The sequence below is a fragment of the Erwinia pyri genome, assembly GCF_030758455.1.
GTDB classification, from domain to species: domain Bacteria; phylum Pseudomonadota; class Gammaproteobacteria; order Enterobacterales; family Enterobacteriaceae; genus Erwinia; species Erwinia pyri.
In genome coordinates this window covers 3,719,587-3,738,046 of sequence record NZ_CP132353.1, presented here as the reverse complement: position 1 = coordinate 3,738,046, position 18,460 = coordinate 3,719,587, and the positions used below count along the sequence as shown (strand labels likewise).

The following is an 18,460-nucleotide window of genomic DNA, read 5'->3' as shown; positions in this document are numbered from 1 at the left end:
ATTTACGGGACGACAAGGTTCGGCCCGCAACCCGGCACCCACAGGTGCTGACAGGCAGAAGAGATGAATACACAACAACTGGCAAAACTGCGTTCTATCGTGCCCGAGATGCGTCGCGTCCGGCACATTCACTTTGTTGGCATCGGTGGTGCCGGCATGGGCGGTATTGCCGAAGTGTTGGCTAACGAAGGGTATGAAATCAGCGGTTCAGATCTGGCCCCTAACGCGGTGACCCAGCATCTGAGCAAGCTTGGCGCAACAATCTATTTTAATCATCGCGCTGAAAACGTCAGCAATGCCAGTGTGGTGGTGGTTTCTACCGCGGTTTCTCAGGATAACCCGGAGATCATTGCTGCGCGTGAAGCACGTATTCCGGTTATTCGCCGTGCAGAGATGCTGGCGGAGCTGATGCGTTTCCGCCACGGCATCGCCGTTGCCGGTACGCACGGCAAAACAACCACCACGGCGATGGTCTCCAGTATTTATGCCGAAGGCGGACTGGATCCCACGTTCGTGAACGGTGGCCTGGTCAAGGCGGCGGGAACGCATGCGCGTCTGGGCAGCAGCCGCTATCTGATTGCTGAAGCGGATGAGAGCGATGCCTCTTTCCTGCACCTTCAGCCAATGGTGGCGATTGTCACCAATATTGAAGCTGACCATATGGACACCTATCAGGGCGACTTTGAGAACCTGAAGCAGACATTCATCAACTTCCTGCATAACCTGCCGTTTTATGGCCGTGCGGTGCTCTGTGTTGATGATGTGGTGATCCGGGATTTGATCCCACGCGTCGGACGGCAGATAACCACCTATGGCTTCAGTGAAGATGCTGACGTGCGTATTGAAAGCTATGAGCAGTATGGCGCGCAGGGACATTTCACCCTGGCCCGTCATGACAAGCCGCTGATGCGCGTTACCCTGAATGCACCTGGCCGTCATAACGCGCTGAACGCAGCTGCGGCGGTGGCCGTAGCCACTGAAGAAGGCATTGAGGACGAGGAGATCCTCAGCGCGCTGGAGAGCTTCCAGGGAACCGGTCGCCGCTTTGATTTCCTCGGCGAGTATCCGATTCAGGATGTGAACGGTAAGCCTGGCACCGCCATGCTGGTGGATGATTACGGTCATCACCCCACTGAAGTCGATGTGACTATTCAGGCCGCAAGGGCGGGCTGGCCGGACAAGCAGCTGGTGATGATTTTCCAGCCGCATCGCTATACCCGTACCCGTGATTTATATGACGATTTTGCCAATGTGCTGTCGCAGGTAGATGTCCTGCTGATGCTGGATGTCTATTCAGCCGGCGAGACGCCAATTCCGGGCGCGGACAGCCGCTCGCTTTGCCGCACCATTCGTGGACGTGGCAAGGTCGATCCTATCCTGGTCTCTGACCACGATGCCGTGCTGGATATGCTGGCGCCTAAGCTCTCCGGCAACGATTTAATCCTGGTCCAGGGGGCCGGCAACGTCGGACGCATTGCCCGTACGCTGTCAGAACTTAAGTTACAACCGCAGATGAAAGAAGGGGAACATCATGGCTGAGAAAGTAGCGGTATTGCTGGGTGGCACCTCTGCGGAGCGCGAAGTGTCGCTGATGTCGGGAAAGGCGGTGCTGGCGGGGCTGATTGAAGCCGGTATTGACGCACATGCCGTTGATATCCGTGATTTCCCGGTAATGCGTCTGAAAGAGGAGGGCTTTGAAAAAGCCTTTATCGCACTGCATGGCCGCGGCGGGGAAGACGGTACGCTGCAGGGCGTTCTGGAGTTCCTGAATATCCCTTACACCGGCAGTGGCGTCATGGCCTCTGCGATCACCATGGACAAACTGCGTACCAAACTGCTCTGGCAGGGGTGTGGTCTGCCCATCGCGCCTTATGTGGCGATTGGCCGTCAGGAGATGGATGCCGGACTGAGTGCGGAAACGGAAGCAAAAATCGCAGCGCTTGGATTACCGGTTTTTGTTAAACCGAGCAGCGAAGGTTCCAGCGTCGGGATCAGCCGGGTTAACCAGGCTGACTCGCTTCAGGCTGCGCTGACCGAAGCTTTCCGCCACGATGACGAAGTACTGGTGGAAGCCTTTTTAAGCGGACCTGAGTATACCGTAGCGGTGATTGGCGACGAAATATTGCCTTCAATACGCATAAACGCGGTTTCTGAGTTCTATGACTATGAAGCAAAATATTTTTCTGACGATACTGAATACTTCTGTCCAAGCGGACTCTCTGCTGAACAGGAAGCGGAACTCAGCGGCATCGTCATTAAAGCCTGGCGCGCATTAGGCTGCAGCGGCTGGGGTCGCGTAGACGTGATGATGGGCGGAGATGGTCAGTTTTATCTGCTGGAGGTGAACACCTCGCCAGGGATGACCGGCCACAGTCTGGTGCCGATGGCTGGAAAGCAAGCTGGCATGAGCTTCTCTCAGCTGGTGGCGCGCATTCTGGAGCTGGCCGACTGATATGTCCCAGGCCGCTCTGAATGTCCGAAACCGTGAAGCGCAGGAAAAAGCGCGCTCCGGGCGCAGTAATGGTTCACGGCTGGCGGGTATCCTCTTTTTGTCGCTGGTACTGGGCGTGATGCTCGCCGGCGGGTTTGTGGTGGTGAAGTGGATGGATGATGCTTCCCGTCTGCCGCTCTCGCGGCTGGTGGTGACCGGGCAGACGCACTACACCACTAACGATGATATTCGTCAGGCTATTTTATCACTCGGCGCGCCGGGTACGTTCATGTCGCAGGATGTGGACATTATCCAACAGCAGATTGAACGTCTGCCGTGGATCCAGCAGGTCAGCGTCCGTAAACAGTGGCCCGACGAGTTAAAGATTCATCTGGTTGAGTATGTGCCCGTGGCGCGCTGGAACGACCTGCATATGGTTGATGCCGACGGTAAGTCGTTCACGGTGCCAGCCAGCCACATCGGCAAGGAAGAGATGCCGATGCTGTATGGGCCTGAGGGCAGCGAGACAGAGGTGCTGACTGGTTATCACCAGATGAGCGATCTGCTGGCGGCGAGTAAATTTAAATTGAAGGTGGCGTCGATGACCGCACGGCGGTCCTGGCAACTGGTGTTGAGCGATGATGTCCGGCTGGAGCTGGGCCGCAACGAAGATATGAAGCGGCTAAAACGTTTCATTCAGCTCTATCCCACGCTGCAGCAACAGGCACAGGCAGAGAATAAGCGTATCAGCTACGTGGATCTGCGCTATGACTCTGGCGCAGCAGTAGGATGGGCACCGGCAGAAATCAAGACCCCCGACAGTAATCAGCAACAGAATCAGGCACAGGTTAAACAATAATGATCAAGTCGACGGACAGAAAACTGGTAGTTGGACTCGAGATTGGCACCGCGAAGGTTGCCGCATTGGTAGGTGAAATTCTGCCCGATGGCATGGTCAATATCATTGGTGTAGGCAGCTGTCCGTCCCGCGGCATGGATAAAGGCGGCGTGAACGATCTGGAGTCGGTGGTGAAGTGCGTGCAGCGCGCCATCGACCAGGCAGAGCTGATGGCTGACTGCCAGATTTCCTCGGTTTACCTTGCATTATCGGGCAAACACATCAGCTGCCAGAACGAAATAGGGATGGTTCCTATTTCCGAAGAGGAAGTGACCCAGGAAGATGTGGAGAATGTGGTACATACCGCCAAATCCGTCCGTGTTCGTGATGAGCACCGGATCCTCCATGTTATTCCGCAAGAATATGCGATCGACTATCAGGAAGGGATCAAAAACCCGGTCGGCTTGTCCGGCGTGCGGATGCAGGCAAAAGTGCATTTGATCACCTGTCACAATGATATGGCGAAAAACATCGTGAAAGCGGTTGAACGATGTGGCCTGAAAGTTGACCAACTGATTTTCGCCGGTCTGGCCTCCAGCTTTGCGGTGCTGACCGAAGATGAGCGTGAGCTGGGCGTCTGCGTGGTAGACGTGGGCGGCGGCACGATGGATATCGCGGTCTATACCGGCGGCGCGCTGCGCCATACCAAAGTGATCCCCTATGCAGGGAACGTGGTCACCAGCGATATTGCCTACGCGTTTGGTACGCCGCCGACCGATGCTGAAGCGATTAAAGTGCGTCACGGCTGCGCGTTGGGCTCTATCGTGGGCAAAGACGAAAACGTGGAAGTGCCAAGCGTAGGTGGGCGTCCACCACGCAGTCTGCAGCGGCAGACGCTGGCAGAGGTGATTGAGCCTCGTTACACCGAGCTGTTGAATCTGGTCAACGACGAGATTCTGCAGCTGCAGGAGCAGCTTCGCCAGCAGGGCGTTAAGCACCATCTTGCGGCAGGCATTGTTCTGACCGGCGGTGCGGCACAGATTGAAGGTTTAGCGGCTTGCGCCCAGCGTGTGTTCCACACCCAGGTGCGTATCGGACAGCCGCTGAACATCACAGGACTAACGGATTACGCGCAGGAGCCTTACTACTCAACGGCGGTAGGCTTGCTGCACTACGGAAAAGAGTCTCACCTTAACGGTGAGGCGGATGTAGAAAAAAGAGCCTCAGTGGGCAACTGGTTCAAACGAATCAACAGCTGGCTGAGAAAAGAGTTTTAATTTAGAGAAAAGGGGATCATGCTAGAGTTTTTATGATCTCCAGGCGACAGGCACATAACGGAGAGAAATTATGTTTGAACCAATGGAATTAACCAATGACGCGGTGATTAAAGTCATCGGCGTCGGCGGCGGCGGCGGTAACGCCGTAGAGCACATGGTGCGCGAACGCATCGAAGGCGTAGAGTTTTTCGCGGTGAATACTGACGCTCAGGCGTTGCGTAAAACGGCCGTGGGTCAGACTATCCAGATCGGTAACGGCATCACCAAAGGTCTGGGTGCGGGTGCAAACCCGGAAGTGGGCCGTAACTCTGCAGAAGAAGATCGTGAAGCACTGCGTCAGGCACTGGAAGGTGCAGACATGGTGTTTATCGCAGCCGGCATGGGCGGTGGTACCGGAACCGGTGCTGCGCCAGTGGTCGCTGAAGTTGCCAAAGATTTGGGTATCCTGACGGTTGCCGTGGTGACCAAGCCTTTCAATTTTGAAGGCAAGAAGCGCATGGCGTTTGCCGAGCAGGGTATTGCTGAGCTCTCCAAGCATGTCGATTCTCTGATCACTATTCCAAACGACAAGCTGCTGAAAGTGCTCGGTCGTGGTATCTCCCTGCTGGACGCGTTTGGCGCGGCTAACGACGTGCTGAAAGGCGCGGTGCAGGGTATTGCAGAGCTGATTACCCGCCCTGGTCTGATGAACGTCGACTTTGCTGACGTGCGCACCGTGATGTCCGAAATGGGCTACGCGATGATGGGTTCAGGCGTGGCTTGCGGTGAAGACCGTGCGGAAGAAGCGGCAGAGATGGCTATCTCCAGCCCGCTGCTGGAAGATATCGACCTTTCTGGCGCGCGTGGTGTGCTGGTTAACATCACCGCTGGCTTCGATCTGCGTCTGGATGAGTTCGAAACGGTAGGTAACACTATCCGTGCATTCGCTTCTGACAATGCGACCGTGGTTATCGGCACGTCACTGGATCCAGAAATGAATGACGAACTGCGTGTGACCGTGGTTGCTACCGGTATTGGCATGGACAAACGTCCAGAGATTACCCTGGTAACCAACAAGCAGCAGACTCAGCCAGTGATGGATCATCGTTATCAGCAGCACGGTATGGCACCGCTGCCACAGGAACAAAAACCTGCGGCAAAAGTGGTCAACGATCCGGGCACGCAGCCTAACAAAGAGCCTGATTATCTTGATATTCCGGCCTTCCTGCGTAAGCAGGCGGATTAAGAATTTCCTGAGAATTGGGAATCTCCGCTCTTTGTGTTAAAATCTTCGCCCGTCAGTAAGTTATACTGGCGGTCGGATGAGTAATTTTGCGAGATAATACGATGATCAAACAACGGACATTAAAACGTATTGTTCAGGCGACTGGTGTCGGTTTGCATACCGGCAAAAAAGTCACGCTTACGTTACGCCCTGCTGCGGCTAATACCGGGGTCATCTATCGTCGCACTGACTTGAATCCACCGGTTGATTTCCCGGCTGATGCCAAATCCGTGCGTGATACCATGCTCTGTACTTGCCTGGTTAATGAGCATGACGTGCGTATTTCGACAGTCGAACACCTGAACGCAGCTTTAGCGGGTCTGGGCATCGATAACATCGTGGTGGAAGTGAACGCGCCTGAAATTCCTATTATGGATGGCAGCGCCGCCCCCTTTGTTTATCTGCTGATGGACGCGGGCATTGAAGAACTGAACTCGGCGAAGAAATTTGTCCGCATCAAACAACCAGTCCGGGTTGAAGATGGTGACAAATGGGCAGAATTCCGGCCGCACAATGGTTTTACGTTGGATTTCACCATCGACTTTAACCATCCGGCGATCGATGCCAGCTCACAGCGCTACAGCATGGATTTCTCTGCTGAAGCCTTCGCCCGTCAGATCAGCCGTGCCCGTACCTTCGGCTTCATGCGTGATATCGAAGCACTGCAGTCCCGTGGCCTTTGCCTGGGCGGCAGCTTTGATTGTGCCATCGTGGTAGATGATTACCGCGTTCTTAACGAAGATGGCTTACGTTTCGAAGACGAGTTCGTGCGTCACAAAATGCTGGACGCAATTGGTGACCTGTTTATGTGTGGCCATAACATCATTGGTGCATTCACTGCATTCAAGTCTGGTCATGCGTTAAACAACAAGCTGCTGCAGGCGGTGTTGGCTAAGCAGGAAGCCTGGGAATGGGCAACGTTTGAAGACGAAGCTGAGTTGCCGGTGACCTTCAGGGCACCTAATCTGGTTCTGGCATAGGTCAGAACTACTTATTACGACTGGTTGAGCTGGTACTCTCTCCGGCCAGTGAGGCCAGTCGTTCTATTATTCTCTTCAGTTTTTCCGGGCTCCGGCTCGCTACACTCCGCAATATTTCCGCACTCTGTTCGCTCAACTGACGTCCTGGCGCATTTTCTTCCGCTGCCGACTGACTGCCGCTTTTTTGCACGCTTTCCTGCCCTTTTGCAGCCAGGGAAGGATTTATGGTGATGTCGATCGCCGTCAATGATGGTAATATTTGCGCTCGTAGAGCTGACAGCAGGCTGGATTGTTCGTAGCGTAAGCGCATCATCCAACTGGCATTAGCGGTTTCGAGCACCAGAATGCCCTGGCGGAAATTCGCCACGCGGCACCAGGGATGCATCTGAGCAGGAAGTATGCCCTGCACGGCGCGGTTAAGCTTATTGAGCGCAATCGCGCGCTGCTGAATAGTTTGCAGCACGCCCTGGCCTTCGGTGGTTTCGAATAAATTTTCAATTGATTGCGGGCGACTATCACGCATAGCAGGCTCCGGCGGAAACAGTGATCGGTATTCTAAATCGTTGGCGACAATTTGGCAGACGTTATTTCTGGCCGCATCTCCTGTTGGGGATGGTCGCGGCCGGTCTTGGCCTGCCTCACGCTGCCAGCGAGAGAACAACTTTACCAGAAACCGCCTCCCGAAGTCTGAATATCAGCAGCGCTGCGCGCTTCGACAGCCTGGCGCTGCTGCAGGAGAGCGTCCGCCGTCCTAATTTCAATGTGGATTACTGGCATCAGCATGCCATCCGCACCGTTATCCGCCATCTCTCCTTTACGCTGACGCCAGCAAGGCAGCCCACCGCCGAACGGGTTATCCCGCTTGAAGTGCAAAAACTGGCGCTGCTGGACACGCTGAATGCGCTGTTGACCCACGAAGCCAGGCCGCCGACGATCATTCGTCAGACGACCGGTCGTCAGGTTGCAGCTAATACGCACTATCAGACAGGCCTCTGGCTGGCTCAGGTTCAGGGCATTCGTGCCGGACCCCGCTCTCTCGCATAACGTTACGTTCAGTTAACCCCTTCAAAAAACAGAGTGCTTCACCCCATCAGGTGGTGGCCGAGAGAATGTATTTACTATGTTAATCAAATTATTAACCAAAGTTTTTGGTAGCAGTAACGACCGTACCCTGCGCCGCATGCGCAAAGTTGTTGATCAGATCAACAAGATGGAACCCGATTTTGAGAGGCTCTCTGATGATGAGCTGAAAGCGAAAACCGTAGAGTTCCGCGCGCGTCTTGAGAAAGGCGAAGAGCTGGAAAACCTGATCCCTGAAGCCTTTGCAACCGTGCGTGAAGCCAGTAAGCGCGTATTTGGCATGCGTCACTTTGACGTGCAGCTGCTGGGCGGTATGGTGCTGAATGATCGCTGCATCGCAGAGATGCGTACCGGTGAGGGTAAAACCCTGACGGCAACGCTGCCAGCCTACCTGAATGCTCTGAGCGGCAAAGGCGTTCACGTGGTAACGGTGAATGACTATCTGGCGCAGCGTGATGCAGAAAACAACCGGGCGTTATTCGAATTCCTGGGCCTGAGCATCGGCATCAACCTGCCTGGCATGCCGGCTCCGGCCAAGCGCGAAGCTTACGCTGCCGATATTACCTACGGTACCAACAACGAATATGGTTTTGACTATCTGCGCGATAACATGGCGTTCAGCCCGGAAGACCGCGTACAGCGTAAGCTGAACTATGCGCTGGTGGATGAGGTTGACTCCATCCTGATCGATGAGGCCCGTACGCCGCTGATCATTTCCGGTCCGGCTGAAGACAGCTCCGAACTCTATATTCGGGTGAACAAAATCATCCCAAGCCTGATCCGTCAGGAAAAGGAAGATTCAGATACCTTCCAGGGCGAAGGCCACTTCTCCGTGGATGAGAAAGCCCGCCAGGTTCACCTGACCGAGCGTGGTCTGGTCGCCATTGAAGAGCTGATGGTCAGCGAAGGCATTATGGAAGAGGGCGAGTCTCTCTACTCGCCGGGTAACATCATGATGATGCACCATGTTACCGCTGCGCTGCGCGCTCACGTCCTGTTTACCCGCGACGTAGACTACATCGTCAAAGATGGCGAAGTGGTTATTGTGGATGAGCACACCGGGCGTACCATGTCGGGTCGTCGCTGGTCCGATGGTCTGCACCAGGCGATTGAAGCCAAAGAGGGTGTGGAAATCCAGAATGAGAACCAGACGCTGGCGTCCATTACCTTCCAGAACTACTTCCGTCTCTACGACAAACTGGCCGGTATGACCGGTACGGCAGATACCGAAGCCTTTGAGTTCAGCTCTATCTACAAGCTGGAAACCATCGTGGTGCCTACCAACCGTCCGATGGTACGTAAAGATCTGGCGGATCTGGTCTACATGACCGAGAAAGAGAAGATCGACGCGATCATCGAAGATATCCGTGAGCGTACCGCCAACGGCCAGCCGGTGCTGGTGGGGACTATCTCGATTGAGAAATCAGAAGTGGTCTCTGAGGAGCTGACGCGTGCAGGTATCCGGCATGAAGTGCTGAACGCCAAATTCCACGCCCGCGAGGCGGACATTGTGGCACAGGCGGGACAGCCGGGCGCAGTCACCATTGCCACCAACATGGCGGGTCGTGGTACGGATATCGTGCTGGGCGGCAGCTGGCAGGCAGAGATTGCCGAGCTGGAAGCGCCAACCGCTGAACAGATTGAAGCTATCAAGAGCGCCTGGAAAATTCGTCACGATGCCGTGCTGGCCTCCGGTGGTCTGCACATTATCGGCACCGAGCGCCATGAATCGCGCCGTATCGATAACCAGTTGCGTGGCCGTTCAGGTCGTCAGGGCGATAACGGCTCCTCCCGCTTCTACCTGTCGATGGAAGATGCGCTGATGCGTATCTTTGCCTCGGATCGCGTCTCCAACATGATGCGTAAACTGGGCATGAAGCCAGGAGAAGCGATTGAGCACCCGTGGGTGACCAAAGCGATTGCCAACGCACAGCGTAAAGTCGAGAGCCGTAACTTCGATATCCGTAAGCAGCTGCTGGAGTACGATGACGTTGCTAACGACCAGCGCCGTGCTATCTACAGCCAGCGTAACGAACTGCTGGATGTCTCTGACGTCTCTGAAACTATCAGCAGCATCCGTGATGACGTCTTTAAAACCACTATCGATACCTATATTCCACCGCAGTCACTGGAAGAGATGTGGGATGTGGCTGGTCTGGAAGAGCGGCTGAAAAACGATTTCGACCTCGATATGCCGGTGAAAGAGTGGCTGGACAAAGAGCCAGAGCTGCATGAAGAGACGCTGCGTGAACGCATTATGGAGCAGGCGAAAGAGCAGTATCATCGCAAAGAGGAAGTGGTCGGCGTTGAGATGATGCGCAACTTCGAAAAAGGGGTAATGCTGCAAACGCTGGACTCATTGTGGAAAGAGCACCTGGCAGCGATGGATTATCTGCGTCAGGGTATTCACCTGCGTGGTTACGCGCAGAAAGATCCCAAGCAGGAATATAAGCGTGAATCGTTCGCCATGTTCGCGGCCATGCTGGAATCCCTGAAGTACGAAGTGATCAGCACCCTGTGCAAAGTTCAGGTGCGTATGCCGGAAGAAGTGGAAGCGATGGAAGAGCAGCGCCGTGAAGAGGCTGAGCGCCTTGCACAGCAGCAGCAGCTGAGCCATGTGGATACGGACACCGAAGCCGCTATAGATCTCGCTGAAGCCACGGGCGAACGTAAAGTGGGCCGTAACGATCCCTGCCCTTGTGGATCAGGTAAGAAATTCAAGCAGTGCCATGGCCGTCTTGCTTAACGGCAGGTGAGTCAACAAGGGCTGGAGCTTCTCCAGCCCTTTTTTATTGCCATTCCGGCACAACGCTGGAATAGTGGCGCAGTGTTAAGTTTCTCAGAGTGAAAGGCAATGAAGCATCTGCAAGTGGCGGTAGGCATTATCCGCGATCGGCAACACAATATTTTTCTCGCACGGCGTTCGGCCAGTTCTCATATGGCGAATATGTGGGAGTTCCCGGGCGGAAAAATAGAGCCGGGCGAAACGCCGGAAGAGGCGTTGAAACGCGAATTACAGGAAGAGACGGGCATTGAGGTTGAACAGGCGACGGCTTATGGCCAGGGGGAGCATGCAGACAGCAACTTCCGCGTTACGCTGCACTTCTTTATTGTCGATCGCTGGCAGGGCGAGCCCTGGGGCCGTGAAGGACAGCCCCAGCGCTGGGTGGCGCAGCGGGAATTAGTGGCGGAGGAGTTCCCTCCTGCCAACGCCAGCATCGTTCTGAAGCTGTTAGCAGAAGTGCAGTAACCCTTCTCCCGCCCGCTTGGGCGGGAGCGCATTAATCGCGATGCGGTTCCTGCTCGCTCCACTCATCGCTCTCTGAAAGATCGCCGCTGCTGGCGATACGTTTCTCTTCTGCCGCCCACTCACCTAAATCGATCAGCTGGCAGCGCTTGCTGCAAAACGGGCGCCATGGGCTCAGCTCATCCCAAATTACCTTTTTCGAGCAGGTGGGGCAGTTAACAACCATCACATCATCTTTATTCATAGCGCAAGACCCTTAACAACAGGCAAGTTCAAAATCCAGGCGTGCCGGTACTTCGCCGCGCTCGCTGTCTAACGGCAGAAAGCGAATTGCATAGCGGCTCTTGTGACCAGAAACCTGCGGATAGAGCGAGTCCTCCAGCGACAGCTGAAGACGCAGCAGTTCCGCTCCTTCAGCGTTATCCTGGAAGAAACCGTTCAGGCTGGTTTGCATACGGAACTCCCCGGACTGACGGATCAAATCAAGCAGCAGGGTGAGCGCTTCCCTGATCGGCATCAGCGACTCCATCCAGACGGCAACCTGCGCATCACGCAGTGACTGCTCAATGTGCAGCCAGATATGCAGCGTAGGCAGGTCGAAACTGCAACAGCCGCCGGGAATGCTCAGGCGCTGACGCACCAGCCCAATCAGGCGCTCGTCACGCATCAGCTGGCCCATTCTTGGCGCAGCCATCAGGGTGGTGGAGCAGGCTTTGAGTTTGTCACGCAGCGCCGCGATCAACTCCATATCCACCCCCGGAATTTCCGCCCAGGCGCGCAGTTTTTGCTGCTGTTTTTCCAGCTCTTTTACAATTTCAGTGCGCAGCTCACCCCGTTCAAAGACATCCAGCAGTTCCGCTGCGTTGCGGAAGAACGTTAACGCGCCCAGATGGTCGGTGATAGTTCTGCTGCTCTCTAACTGATTGGTTAAAAATTCAATTCGTAGCCAGGTCCGCATCTTTTCATTCAGCGGATATTCAAATAGTACGGTTGTGCTCATGCTGTTAATCCTGGTCAGTTGCCCCTGCCAGCTGGCGATAATACTGGTCAAGCTGGGCAACGCGCGCGGCCACCGAATCGGGTGACCCGCCGTTATCAATAATGTCGTCCGCCACGGCAAGGCGCTGTTCGCGCGTTGCCTGAGCGGCCAGAATATGTTCTGCCTGTTCGCGGCTGATACCATCCCTGGCAGCGGTGCGTCTTATCTGTGTTTCGCGATCCACATCGACGACCAGCACCCGGTTCGCCAGATGCTGAAGATTATTTTCCACCAACAGCGGCACAACCCATAAGCACCAGACGGAGTGGGTTTGCGCAAGCTGGCGGCGTGTTTCTGCCTGAATAAGCGGATGCAGCAGCGCATTGAGCCAGGTCTTGTCTTCCACCGAGGTGAAAATACGCTGACGCAGCGCTTTACGATCGAGGCGGCCATCAACCATGACCTCCCTGCCAAACCTGGATTCAATAGCCGCTAAGGCAGGCTGGCCTGGTTCAACGACCTGGCGGGCTATAACGTCGGCATCGACCAGGTCTATGCCCCGATCCGCAAACGCGTTAGCGATGGTGGTTTTTCCGCTGCCGATCCCACCGGTCAGCGCAACAGTATAGCGCATAAGCCTCTTTTCTCGCGGCTCTGATGTCAGTGCGGTTGGTAGCAAACGATTAGCAGCAACGGATGTAAAAATGAGGCACAGTTCACAAGAGCGAATAGCAGTTACAGTCAGCAGAGTTTAGCGTAAAAAAACCTGAATTCGCACCCTTGTCGGCGCGAATTTAGTGCGTATGATAGCGTCACTGGAGCTGGCTACTGCTGACTATTGCGCCATCAACCAGGAAATCTACCATGCGTATTGAAGAAGATATCAAGTTAGGCTTTAAAGACGTCCTCATCCGGCCAAAGCGTTCCACGCTGAAAAGCCGTTCTCAGGTTGAACTCACCCGCCATTTCACCTTTAAACACTCCGGTGTTGCCTGGTCTGGCGTGCCGGTTATCGCCGCCAATATGGATACCGTGGGCACCTTCACCATGGCAGAGGCGCTGGCCTCCTTTGACGTGCTCACCGCCGTGCACAAGCATTACAGCGTTGAGCAATGGCAGCAATTTGTCTCGCGCGTGCCGGAAAATGTGTTGCGGCATGTGATGGTTTCGACCGGCACCTCAGAGGCCGATTTCATCAAAATGAAGCAAATTCTGGCGCTCTCACCTGCGCTGAACTTTATCTGTATCGATGTGGCGAACGGCTACTCAGAACATTTTGTTGAGTTTCTCAAGCGGGCGCGTGAAGCCTGTCCGGGCAAAACCATCTGTGCCGGAAATGTGGTCACCGGCGAAATGGTCGAAGAGCTTATTCTCTCAGGCGCTGACATCGTTAAGGTGGGGATCGGACCCGGCTCGGTCTGCACCACGCGCGTGAAAACGGGCGTGGGCTATCCTCAGCTTTCCGCAGTGATTGAGTGCGCAGATGCGGCTCACGGTTTAGGCGGACAGATCGTCAGCGACGGCGGCTGTTCTGTACCTGGCGATGTGGCTAAGGCTTTTGGCGGCGGAGCGGACTTTGTGATGCTGGGCGGCATGCTGGCTGCACACGACGAGTGTGAAGGCACGGTGGTGGAGGAGCAGGGTGAACAGTTTATGCTGTTTTACGGTATGAGCTCTGAGTCTGCAATGAAGCGGCATGTCGGCGGCGTGGCGGATTACCGGGCCGCTGAGGGCAAGACGGTTAAGCTTCCTGTTCGTGGGCCGGTTGAGTTCACCGCCAGGGATATTCTTGGTGGCTTACGCTCGGCCTGCACCTACGTAGGTGCCGAGCGTTTAAAAGAGCTGACCAAACGCACCACGTTTATCCGTGTGGCGGAGCAGGAAAACCGCGTGTTTAATCGCTAATCTCCTTATATGCCCGGCAGATCGACATCATCAGGATGGGCCGGGCATGTGTGCTGCAACATCATTACCCATGCCTCAGCCCGGTTAAAAATCTTTCTGTGGCATCGCCCGGAATAAACATCACCCCAGCGCATCACCCAGATTGAAAATTGGCAGATACATGGCGATCACCAGCGCGCCTACCAGTAAGCCGGTCACTACCATCATCAGCGGTTCCAGCGCGGCTGCCAGATTATCTGCCAACTCCTGCGTCGTTTCCTCATGCAGGTTTCCCAGCCGGATTAACATGCTCTCCAGTGAACCGGACTCTTCCCCAACTTTAAGCAACTGATAGCAGAGAGCCGTAAAAAGGGTGTGCTGCTTCAGCGCCTGATGTAGCGGATGGCCGCCAGCAATATGATGCTGAAGCTGCTGAATGGCTTCCCGCCACAGCAGATCGCCCAGCGTTTTCTCAACAGCCTGCAGGCTTTGCAACAGCGTCAGTCCGGCATGCTGCGTCAACGCCATGGTCATAAAGATCCGGCTGAGCATCCCGCCCTGATACAATCTGCCGATCAGAGGTAGCGCTAACAGCCAACGTTGCAGACGCCTCTGCCAGTAGGGTGAACGTCTGGTTTGCCATCGTAATGCTATCCCTGCTGCCGCAATTACCGTCAGTAACACCAGCCCGTGTCGCTGCAGCAGCTGCGAGAGGGCAACAACGGCAACTGTGAACGCCGGAAGCGGCGCGTCAAAAGTGTGATAGACCGCCATAAATTCAGGCAGGACAAAAACCAGCATGCCAATAGTGACCACCAGCGCCAGGGCCAGAATAAACAGCGGGTAGCGCAGCGCCTTAGTGACCTTTTTCTGCAGCAGATGCTGCCGCTCCTGCTGGCCTGCCAGCTGCAGGCAGCACTCATCAATGCGTCCGGTCATCTCCCCTACCGACATCAACGCGGGGTAGAGCGGGGGGAATACCCCGGGCCAGCGGGCCAGCGCCTCAGAAAACGGGACGCCTTCAGCAACATCGTCATGCAGCTGACCAAGCAAGGCCTGCCAGCACACAATCACATGATCCTCTGCAATCAGGTTCAGGCTGGCAGAGAGCGTCATTCCAGCTTTCAGCAACGTCGCTAACTGGCGAAACAGCGTGATTTTATGCTGCAGTTGCCACTCAGTTGTCCGCACCCGCCTGCCGGATGAAAGCGTCAGCGGCGTCAACGCGCTGGCCAGCAATTTTTCCATCACCTCCTGCTGATCCTGACAAAAACAGGCGCCCCGGTGCAGCTCTCCTTGCTTATTCAACGCCTGCCAGCGAAACAAAAAGCGCTCACTCATTGCGGCTCTCTGACCTCATTCCTTATCTTCTCCCACAATACGGTTAAGCTCTGCCAGCGTGGTGTCTCCCCGGTTTACACAGTGAAGACCTTCCACAAAAAGCGAATTGCGTCCCTGCTGATGGGCAATAGCTGCCAGATGTTCAGCGCTGCTCTCAGCGGCAATGGCGTTTTGCAGGCGGGCAGTGACTGGCAGCATTTCAAACAGTGCCAGCCTGCCGTAATAGCCTGAATAGCAGCGTTCACAGCCCACAGCCTGCCAGTTCTGCACCGTGCCGGGCCAGATTGCTGGCGGAAAATGGGCAACCGCCTCACCCGGCTTACGGCAATGCGGGCAAAGCCGCCTGACCAGCCGCTGAGCGATAATCAATACCAGCGCCGAAGCGAGCAAATAGCCCGGAATGCCTATTTGCCCCATGCGCGTCAGCGTTTCCGTGGTGGAGTTGGTGTGCAGCGTTGATAAAACCAGATGCCCGGTCTGCGCAGCCTTGATGGCGGTCTCTGCCGTTTCCCGATCCCGGATCTCGCCCAGCATAATGACATCCGGATCCTGACGAAGCAGGGCGCGCAGAACCCGGTTGAAATCCAGGCCAGCTTTGGGATGGATCTGGGTTTGATTAATCCCCTCCAGCGGAATTTCTATCGGATCTTCAACGCTGCACAGATTGCGCGCCGGGGAATTGAGCGAGCTCAGTCCGCTGTAGAGCGTGAACGTTTTGCCGCTGCCCGTTGGCCCAGTTACCAGGATCAGACCCTGTGGACGGGCCAGCGCCTGGCGATAGAGCCTCAGCGCGGTGGGGGGCATGCCCAGTTTTTCCAGCGCAACGGCGTGAGGCTCACTTTGCAGCAGGCGTATTACCGCTTTCTCGCCATACTGCGTCGGCAGAGTGGAGAGGCGGAAAGAGGCGGATTTTCCCTCAACCTCAGTGGTAAATTGCCCATCCTGCGGCGTGCGGCGCTCGGTAATATCCAGGTTGGCCAGAATTTTCAGGCGGGCGAGGAGTGCCGCGCCATTGTGATGCTCACTACCGGGAACGCTTTGCAGTACGCCATCAATACGAAACCGCACCCGCAGCGTATCCCGCTGCGGTTCAATATGGATATCGGAAGCGCGCCGCTGAACCGCAAGCTGAAGCAGAGCCTGAATCTTCCCCGGTGCGGCTTCACCCGATTCAGTTTCCGGTGCGAGTCTGCTGGTGGCACCCGCAACCTGGCGAAACTGTTCCAGCTGCGCCTGCGGCCAGCATTCAATCTCCAGCGTGCTCTGCGTGGCAAAGCGCAGCGCTGCAATCAGCGCATCATCCGGCGTCTCTGCCATCGCCAGGTGGAGCTTGTCAGGCGTAAACGCCAGGATCACCGCCTGATGACGTAGACAGAGGGCTTCCACCGCCCGCTGCGTGGATGGCGGGATCACTCTGCCACCTCCGTATCATCCTCAAAGCGAAAGACGTTCTGACACGCTTCCTTCAGGCTGGCCTGATCGCTGGTGCAGCTGCGTTGCCAGCTGATTTGCCCCTGGACTGCGTCCCAGGCGGGATTCATCGCTACGCTGAGCCCGTTCAGGCTCTCCTGGCCGGTAAGGGTAATCACACCTGCGGAGACGCTAAGGGCGCTGACATAGCGTGATCCTTTGCCCGCCGGGATACCGTTGCTGCCCTCGCTGCAGTTGCCGCTTCCTCCCTGCTCAATGATGCAGAGATCGACCGCCGTTTTATACGGGATGGCGGTTTGCAACATATCGGTAAGGGCGGCTTTCTGCAGGTAGCTCTGGTAAGCGGGCAGGCCAATGGCGCTCAGGATGGCGATGATGGCAATCACAATCATCAGTTCAATCAGGGTAAATCCTTGCTGCTGTTTCATGCTGAACCTCCGTGTAGTAAAGAGGTTGGCAAAATAGCGCCAGCGGGAACGCTGAGCCATCGGCAAAGCAGACAACGCCGTGGCGTGCCGAAAAGAATCAGCGGTTATTGCAGCAGGCGGCAGGTTTTCTGGAAGCGAATGCGCAGAATGCGCTAAAGAGTCACGCCATCACGAAAGGATGGCGTGAGGGATAAACCTATTTGAAACGCATCGACAGATCCAGCGCTCGGACGTGCTTGGTCAGCGCGCCAACCGAGATGTAGTCCACGCCGGTCTCGGCAAAGGTGCGAAGCGTCTCATCCGTGACGTTGCCAGAGACTTCAAGCTGCGCGCGTCCGTCGGTGAGTTTTACCGCTTCACGCATCTGCTCAACGGTAAAGTTGTCGAGCATGACGATATCTGCGCCCGCATCCAGAGCCTGAGTCAGCTCATCCAGGGATTCCACCTCCACTTCAACCGGTACGTCCGGGTGCAGCCAGAACGCTTTTTCCACGGCGTCACGAATCGAGCCGGTGGCAATGATGTGATTTTCTTTGATCAGGAAAGCGTCGGACAGCCCGAGGCGATGGTTTGCGCCGCCACCACAAAGCACCGCATATTTCAGGGCGGTTCTCAGGCCAGGCAACGTTTTTCGGGTGTCCAGCAGCTGAGTGCGGGTGCCTTCCAGAATCGCCACGTAACGGCTGACTTCGGTCGCCACGCCGGAAAGCGTCTGGACAAAGTTCAGCGCGGTACGTTCAGCCGTGAGGATCAAAGCAGAGGGGCCGGTAATTTCGAAAAGGGGCTGATCGGCCGTGACCTTATCGCCATCATCAACGTGCCAGGTAATCTCGGTTTTATTACCCAACTGAATAAACACCTCTTCAACCCAGCGCTTACCGCAAAAAATGCCCGCTTCACGGGTAATCACGATGGCATGAGAGATAGCCTCAGCGGGCAGCAGGCTGGCGGTGATATCTTTACAGGGATCCACTTCGCCGCCCAGGTCTTCACGCAGGGCCTGAGCAACGCTTGGTGGAATATCATCCTCAATACGCTCCAGCAACGCCGTGCGGCGGCTGTCCGGATCGTAGCGGCGGGTCGTCATGGTCGAACTCCGAAAAGTCGGGAAGAGAGTCCGGCCATGCTAGCCTTTTTAGCCTCGGCTTGCCAGCCAGGGCGCCGCTATTCCTTTGAGGGTAAGAGAAGGCAGGGTTGCCTTACAAAGCTATTTACGGCGGGGGCGGCAAACCGGATGCAGAAAAAACGATTTTATTTTTCAGCGCCCATTTTCAGGCGCA

Annotated in this window: 18 protein-coding genes; 10 read left to right on the top strand and 8 right to left on the bottom strand. The window is 55.7% G+C overall.

Annotated elements, in window-relative coordinates:
• Window positions 1–63: 63 nt before the first annotated feature.
• The 6 genes from murC to lpxC all read left to right on the top strand — a co-directional run bounded on the left by murC (window position 64) and on the right by lpxC (window position 6,790).
• Window positions 64–1,539: a UDP-N-acetylmuramate--L-alanine ligase gene (murC, locus tag Q3V30_RS17745; protein ID WP_306207985.1), complete on the top strand. Its 1,476-nt coding sequence runs from the start codon at window positions 64–66 to the stop codon at window positions 1,537–1,539.
• Window positions 1,532–2,452 carry a D-alanine--D-alanine ligase gene (locus Q3V30_RS17740; RefSeq protein ID WP_306207983.1) on the top strand — a complete coding sequence of 307 codons (921 nt, stop codon included), beginning with the start codon at window positions 1,532–1,534 and terminating at the stop codon, window positions 2,450–2,452. Before murC ends, Q3V30_RS17740 begins: the two co-directional genes overlap by 8 nt.
• Window position 2,453: 1 nt before the next feature.
• The gene (gene ftsQ / locus Q3V30_RS17735) at window positions 2,454–3,290 is read left to right on the top strand and encodes a cell division protein FtsQ (RefSeq protein WP_306207980.1); all 837 of its coding nucleotides are present in this window, start codon (window positions 2,454–2,456) and stop codon (window positions 3,288–3,290) included.
• Window positions 3,290–4,546 carry a cell division protein FtsA gene (gene ftsA / locus Q3V30_RS17730; RefSeq protein WP_013200760.1) on the top strand — a complete coding sequence of 419 codons (1,257 nt, stop codon included), beginning with the start codon at window positions 3,290–3,292 and terminating at the stop codon, window positions 4,544–4,546. Before ftsQ ends, ftsA begins: the two co-directional genes overlap by 1 nt.
• A 70-nt stretch (window positions 4,547–4,616) precedes the next feature.
• Window positions 4,617–5,771, top strand: a complete 1,155-nt coding sequence (gene ftsZ, locus Q3V30_RS17725; RefSeq protein ID WP_306207976.1) for a cell division protein FtsZ — start codon at window positions 4,617–4,619, stop codon at window positions 5,769–5,771.
• Window positions 5,772–5,872: 101 nt separating this feature from the next.
• Window positions 5,873–6,790, top strand: a complete 918-nt coding sequence (lpxC, locus tag Q3V30_RS17720; RefSeq protein ID WP_306207974.1) for a UDP-3-O-acyl-N-acetylglucosamine deacetylase — start codon at window positions 5,873–5,875, stop codon at window positions 6,788–6,790.
• Window positions 6,791–6,797: 7 nt separating this feature from the next.
• On the opposite strand, the gene Q3V30_RS17715 is transcribed toward lpxC, so the two are convergent.
• Window positions 6,798–7,313: a DUF721 domain-containing protein gene (locus Q3V30_RS17715; RefSeq protein WP_306207971.1), complete on the bottom strand. Its 516-nt coding sequence runs from the start codon at window positions 7,311–7,313 to the stop codon at window positions 6,798–6,800.
• Between the two features lie 20 nt (window positions 7,314–7,333).
• Between Q3V30_RS17715 and secM the strand changes: the two genes are divergently transcribed.
• The 3 genes from secM to mutT all read left to right on the top strand — a co-directional run bounded on the left by secM (window position 7,334) and on the right by mutT (window position 11,120).
• Complete coding sequence (gene secM, locus Q3V30_RS17710) at window positions 7,334–7,834, top strand: secA translation cis-regulator SecM (protein ID WP_306207969.1); 501 nt, start codon at window positions 7,334–7,336, stop codon at window positions 7,832–7,834.
• 76 nt (window positions 7,835–7,910) lie between these two features.
• A complete protein-coding gene (secA, locus tag Q3V30_RS17705; protein ID WP_306207968.1) occupies window positions 7,911–10,616 on the top strand; it encodes a preprotein translocase subunit SecA in 2,706 nt (901 codons plus the stop codon).
• A gap of 108 nt (window positions 10,617–10,724) precedes the next feature.
• The gene (mutT, locus tag Q3V30_RS17700) at window positions 10,725–11,120 is read left to right on the top strand and encodes an 8-oxo-dGTP diphosphatase MutT (protein ID WP_306207966.1); all 396 of its coding nucleotides are present in this window, start codon (window positions 10,725–10,727) and stop codon (window positions 11,118–11,120) included.
• Window positions 11,121–11,151: 31 nt separating this feature from the next.
• On the opposite strand, the gene yacG is transcribed toward mutT, so the two are convergent.
• Genes yacG through coaE form a run of 3 tightly spaced genes read right to left on the bottom strand, consistent with a single transcriptional unit; the run spans window position 11,152 to window position 12,730 of the window.
• Window positions 11,152–11,361, bottom strand: a complete 210-nt coding sequence (gene yacG / locus Q3V30_RS17695) for a DNA gyrase inhibitor YacG (RefSeq protein WP_306207964.1) — start codon at window positions 11,359–11,361, stop codon at window positions 11,152–11,154.
• A 12-nt stretch (window positions 11,362–11,373) separates the two neighbouring features.
• The gene (zapD, locus tag Q3V30_RS17690; RefSeq protein ID WP_306207962.1) at window positions 11,374–12,117 is read right to left on the bottom strand and encodes a cell division protein ZapD; all 744 of its coding nucleotides are present in this window, start codon (window positions 12,115–12,117) and stop codon (window positions 11,374–11,376) included.
• A gap of 4 nt (window positions 12,118–12,121) precedes the next feature.
• Window positions 12,122–12,730 (bottom strand): dephospho-CoA kinase, encoded by a 609-nt coding sequence (gene coaE / locus Q3V30_RS17685; RefSeq protein ID WP_306207960.1) that lies wholly within the window; start codon window positions 12,728–12,730, stop codon window positions 12,122–12,124.
• Window positions 12,731–12,960: 230 nt separating this feature from the next.
• On the opposite strand from coaE, the gene Q3V30_RS17680 reads away from it, so the two are divergent.
• A complete protein-coding gene (locus tag Q3V30_RS17680) occupies window positions 12,961–14,001 on the top strand; it encodes a GMP reductase (RefSeq protein ID WP_306207958.1) in 1,041 nt (346 codons plus the stop codon).
• Between the two features lie 120 nt (window positions 14,002–14,121).
• Here the strand turns inward: Q3V30_RS17680 and hofC are convergent, their stop codons facing one another.
• The 4 genes from hofC to nadC form a co-directional block, all read right to left on the bottom strand.
• Complete coding sequence (gene hofC / locus Q3V30_RS17675) at window positions 14,122–15,321, bottom strand: protein transport protein HofC (protein ID WP_306207956.1); 1,200 nt, start codon at window positions 15,319–15,321, stop codon at window positions 14,122–14,124.
• A gap of 15 nt (window positions 15,322–15,336) precedes the next feature.
• Complete coding sequence (gene gspE / locus Q3V30_RS17670; RefSeq protein ID WP_428979215.1) at window positions 15,337–16,734, bottom strand: type II secretion system protein GspE; 1,398 nt, start codon at window positions 16,732–16,734, stop codon at window positions 15,337–15,339.
• Window positions 16,731–17,180: a prepilin peptidase-dependent pilin gene (gene ppdD, locus Q3V30_RS17665; protein WP_306207954.1), complete on the bottom strand. Its 450-nt coding sequence runs from the start codon at window positions 17,178–17,180 to the stop codon at window positions 16,731–16,733. The genes gspE and ppdD overlap by 4 nt, the downstream gene beginning before the upstream one ends.
• A 196-nt stretch (window positions 17,181–17,376) precedes the next feature.
• Complete coding sequence (gene nadC / locus Q3V30_RS17660; protein WP_306207952.1) at window positions 17,377–18,267, bottom strand: carboxylating nicotinate-nucleotide diphosphorylase; 891 nt, start codon at window positions 18,265–18,267, stop codon at window positions 17,377–17,379.
• Window positions 18,268–18,460 lie beyond the last annotated feature (193 nt).

Bases quoted from the DNA above. Each gene is read 5' to 3' on its own strand.
- ftsQ (WP_306207980.1), top strand. From the start codon at position 2,454: ATGTCCCAGGCCGCTCTGAATGTCCGAAACCGTGAAGCGCAGGAAAAA.
- zapD (WP_306207962.1), bottom strand. From the start codon at position 12,117: ATGAGCACAACCGTACTATTTGAATATCCGCTGAATGAAAAGATGCGG.
- Q3V30_RS17740 (WP_306207983.1), top strand. From the start codon at position 1,532: ATGGCTGAGAAAGTAGCGGTATTGCTGGGTGGCACCTCTGCGGAGCGC.
- ftsA (WP_013200760.1), top strand. From the start codon at position 3,290: ATGATCAAGTCGACGGACAGAAAACTGGTAGTTGGACTCGAGATTGGC.
- nadC (WP_306207952.1), bottom strand. From the start codon at position 18,267: ATGACGACCCGCCGCTACGATCCGGACAGCCGCCGCACGGCGTTGCTG.
- coaE (WP_306207960.1), bottom strand. From the start codon at position 12,730: ATGCGCTATACTGTTGCGCTGACCGGTGGGATCGGCAGCGGAAAAACC.
- yacG (WP_306207964.1), bottom strand. From the start codon at position 11,361: ATGAATAAAGATGATGTGATGGTTGTTAACTGCCCCACCTGCTCGAAA.
- mutT (WP_306207966.1), top strand. From the start codon at position 10,725: ATGAAGCATCTGCAAGTGGCGGTAGGCATTATCCGCGATCGGCAACAC.
- secA (WP_306207968.1), top strand. From the start codon at position 7,911: ATGTTAATCAAATTATTAACCAAAGTTTTTGGTAGCAGTAACGACCGT.
- Q3V30_RS17715 (WP_306207971.1), bottom strand. From the start codon at position 7,313: ATGCGTGATAGTCGCCCGCAATCAATTGAAAATTTATTCGAAACCACC.
- ppdD (WP_306207954.1), bottom strand. From the start codon at position 17,180: ATGAAACAGCAGCAAGGATTTACCCTGATTGAACTGATGATTGTGATT.
- hofC (WP_306207956.1), bottom strand. From the start codon at position 15,321: ATGAGTGAGCGCTTTTTGTTTCGCTGGCAGGCGTTGAATAAGCAAGGA.
- lpxC (WP_306207974.1), top strand. From the start codon at position 5,873: ATGATCAAACAACGGACATTAAAACGTATTGTTCAGGCGACTGGTGTC.
- Q3V30_RS17680 (WP_306207958.1), top strand. From the start codon at position 12,961: ATGCGTATTGAAGAAGATATCAAGTTAGGCTTTAAAGACGTCCTCATC.
- murC (WP_306207985.1), top strand. From the start codon at position 64: ATGAATACACAACAACTGGCAAAACTGCGTTCTATCGTGCCCGAGATG.
- ftsZ (WP_306207976.1), top strand. From the start codon at position 4,617: ATGTTTGAACCAATGGAATTAACCAATGACGCGGTGATTAAAGTCATC.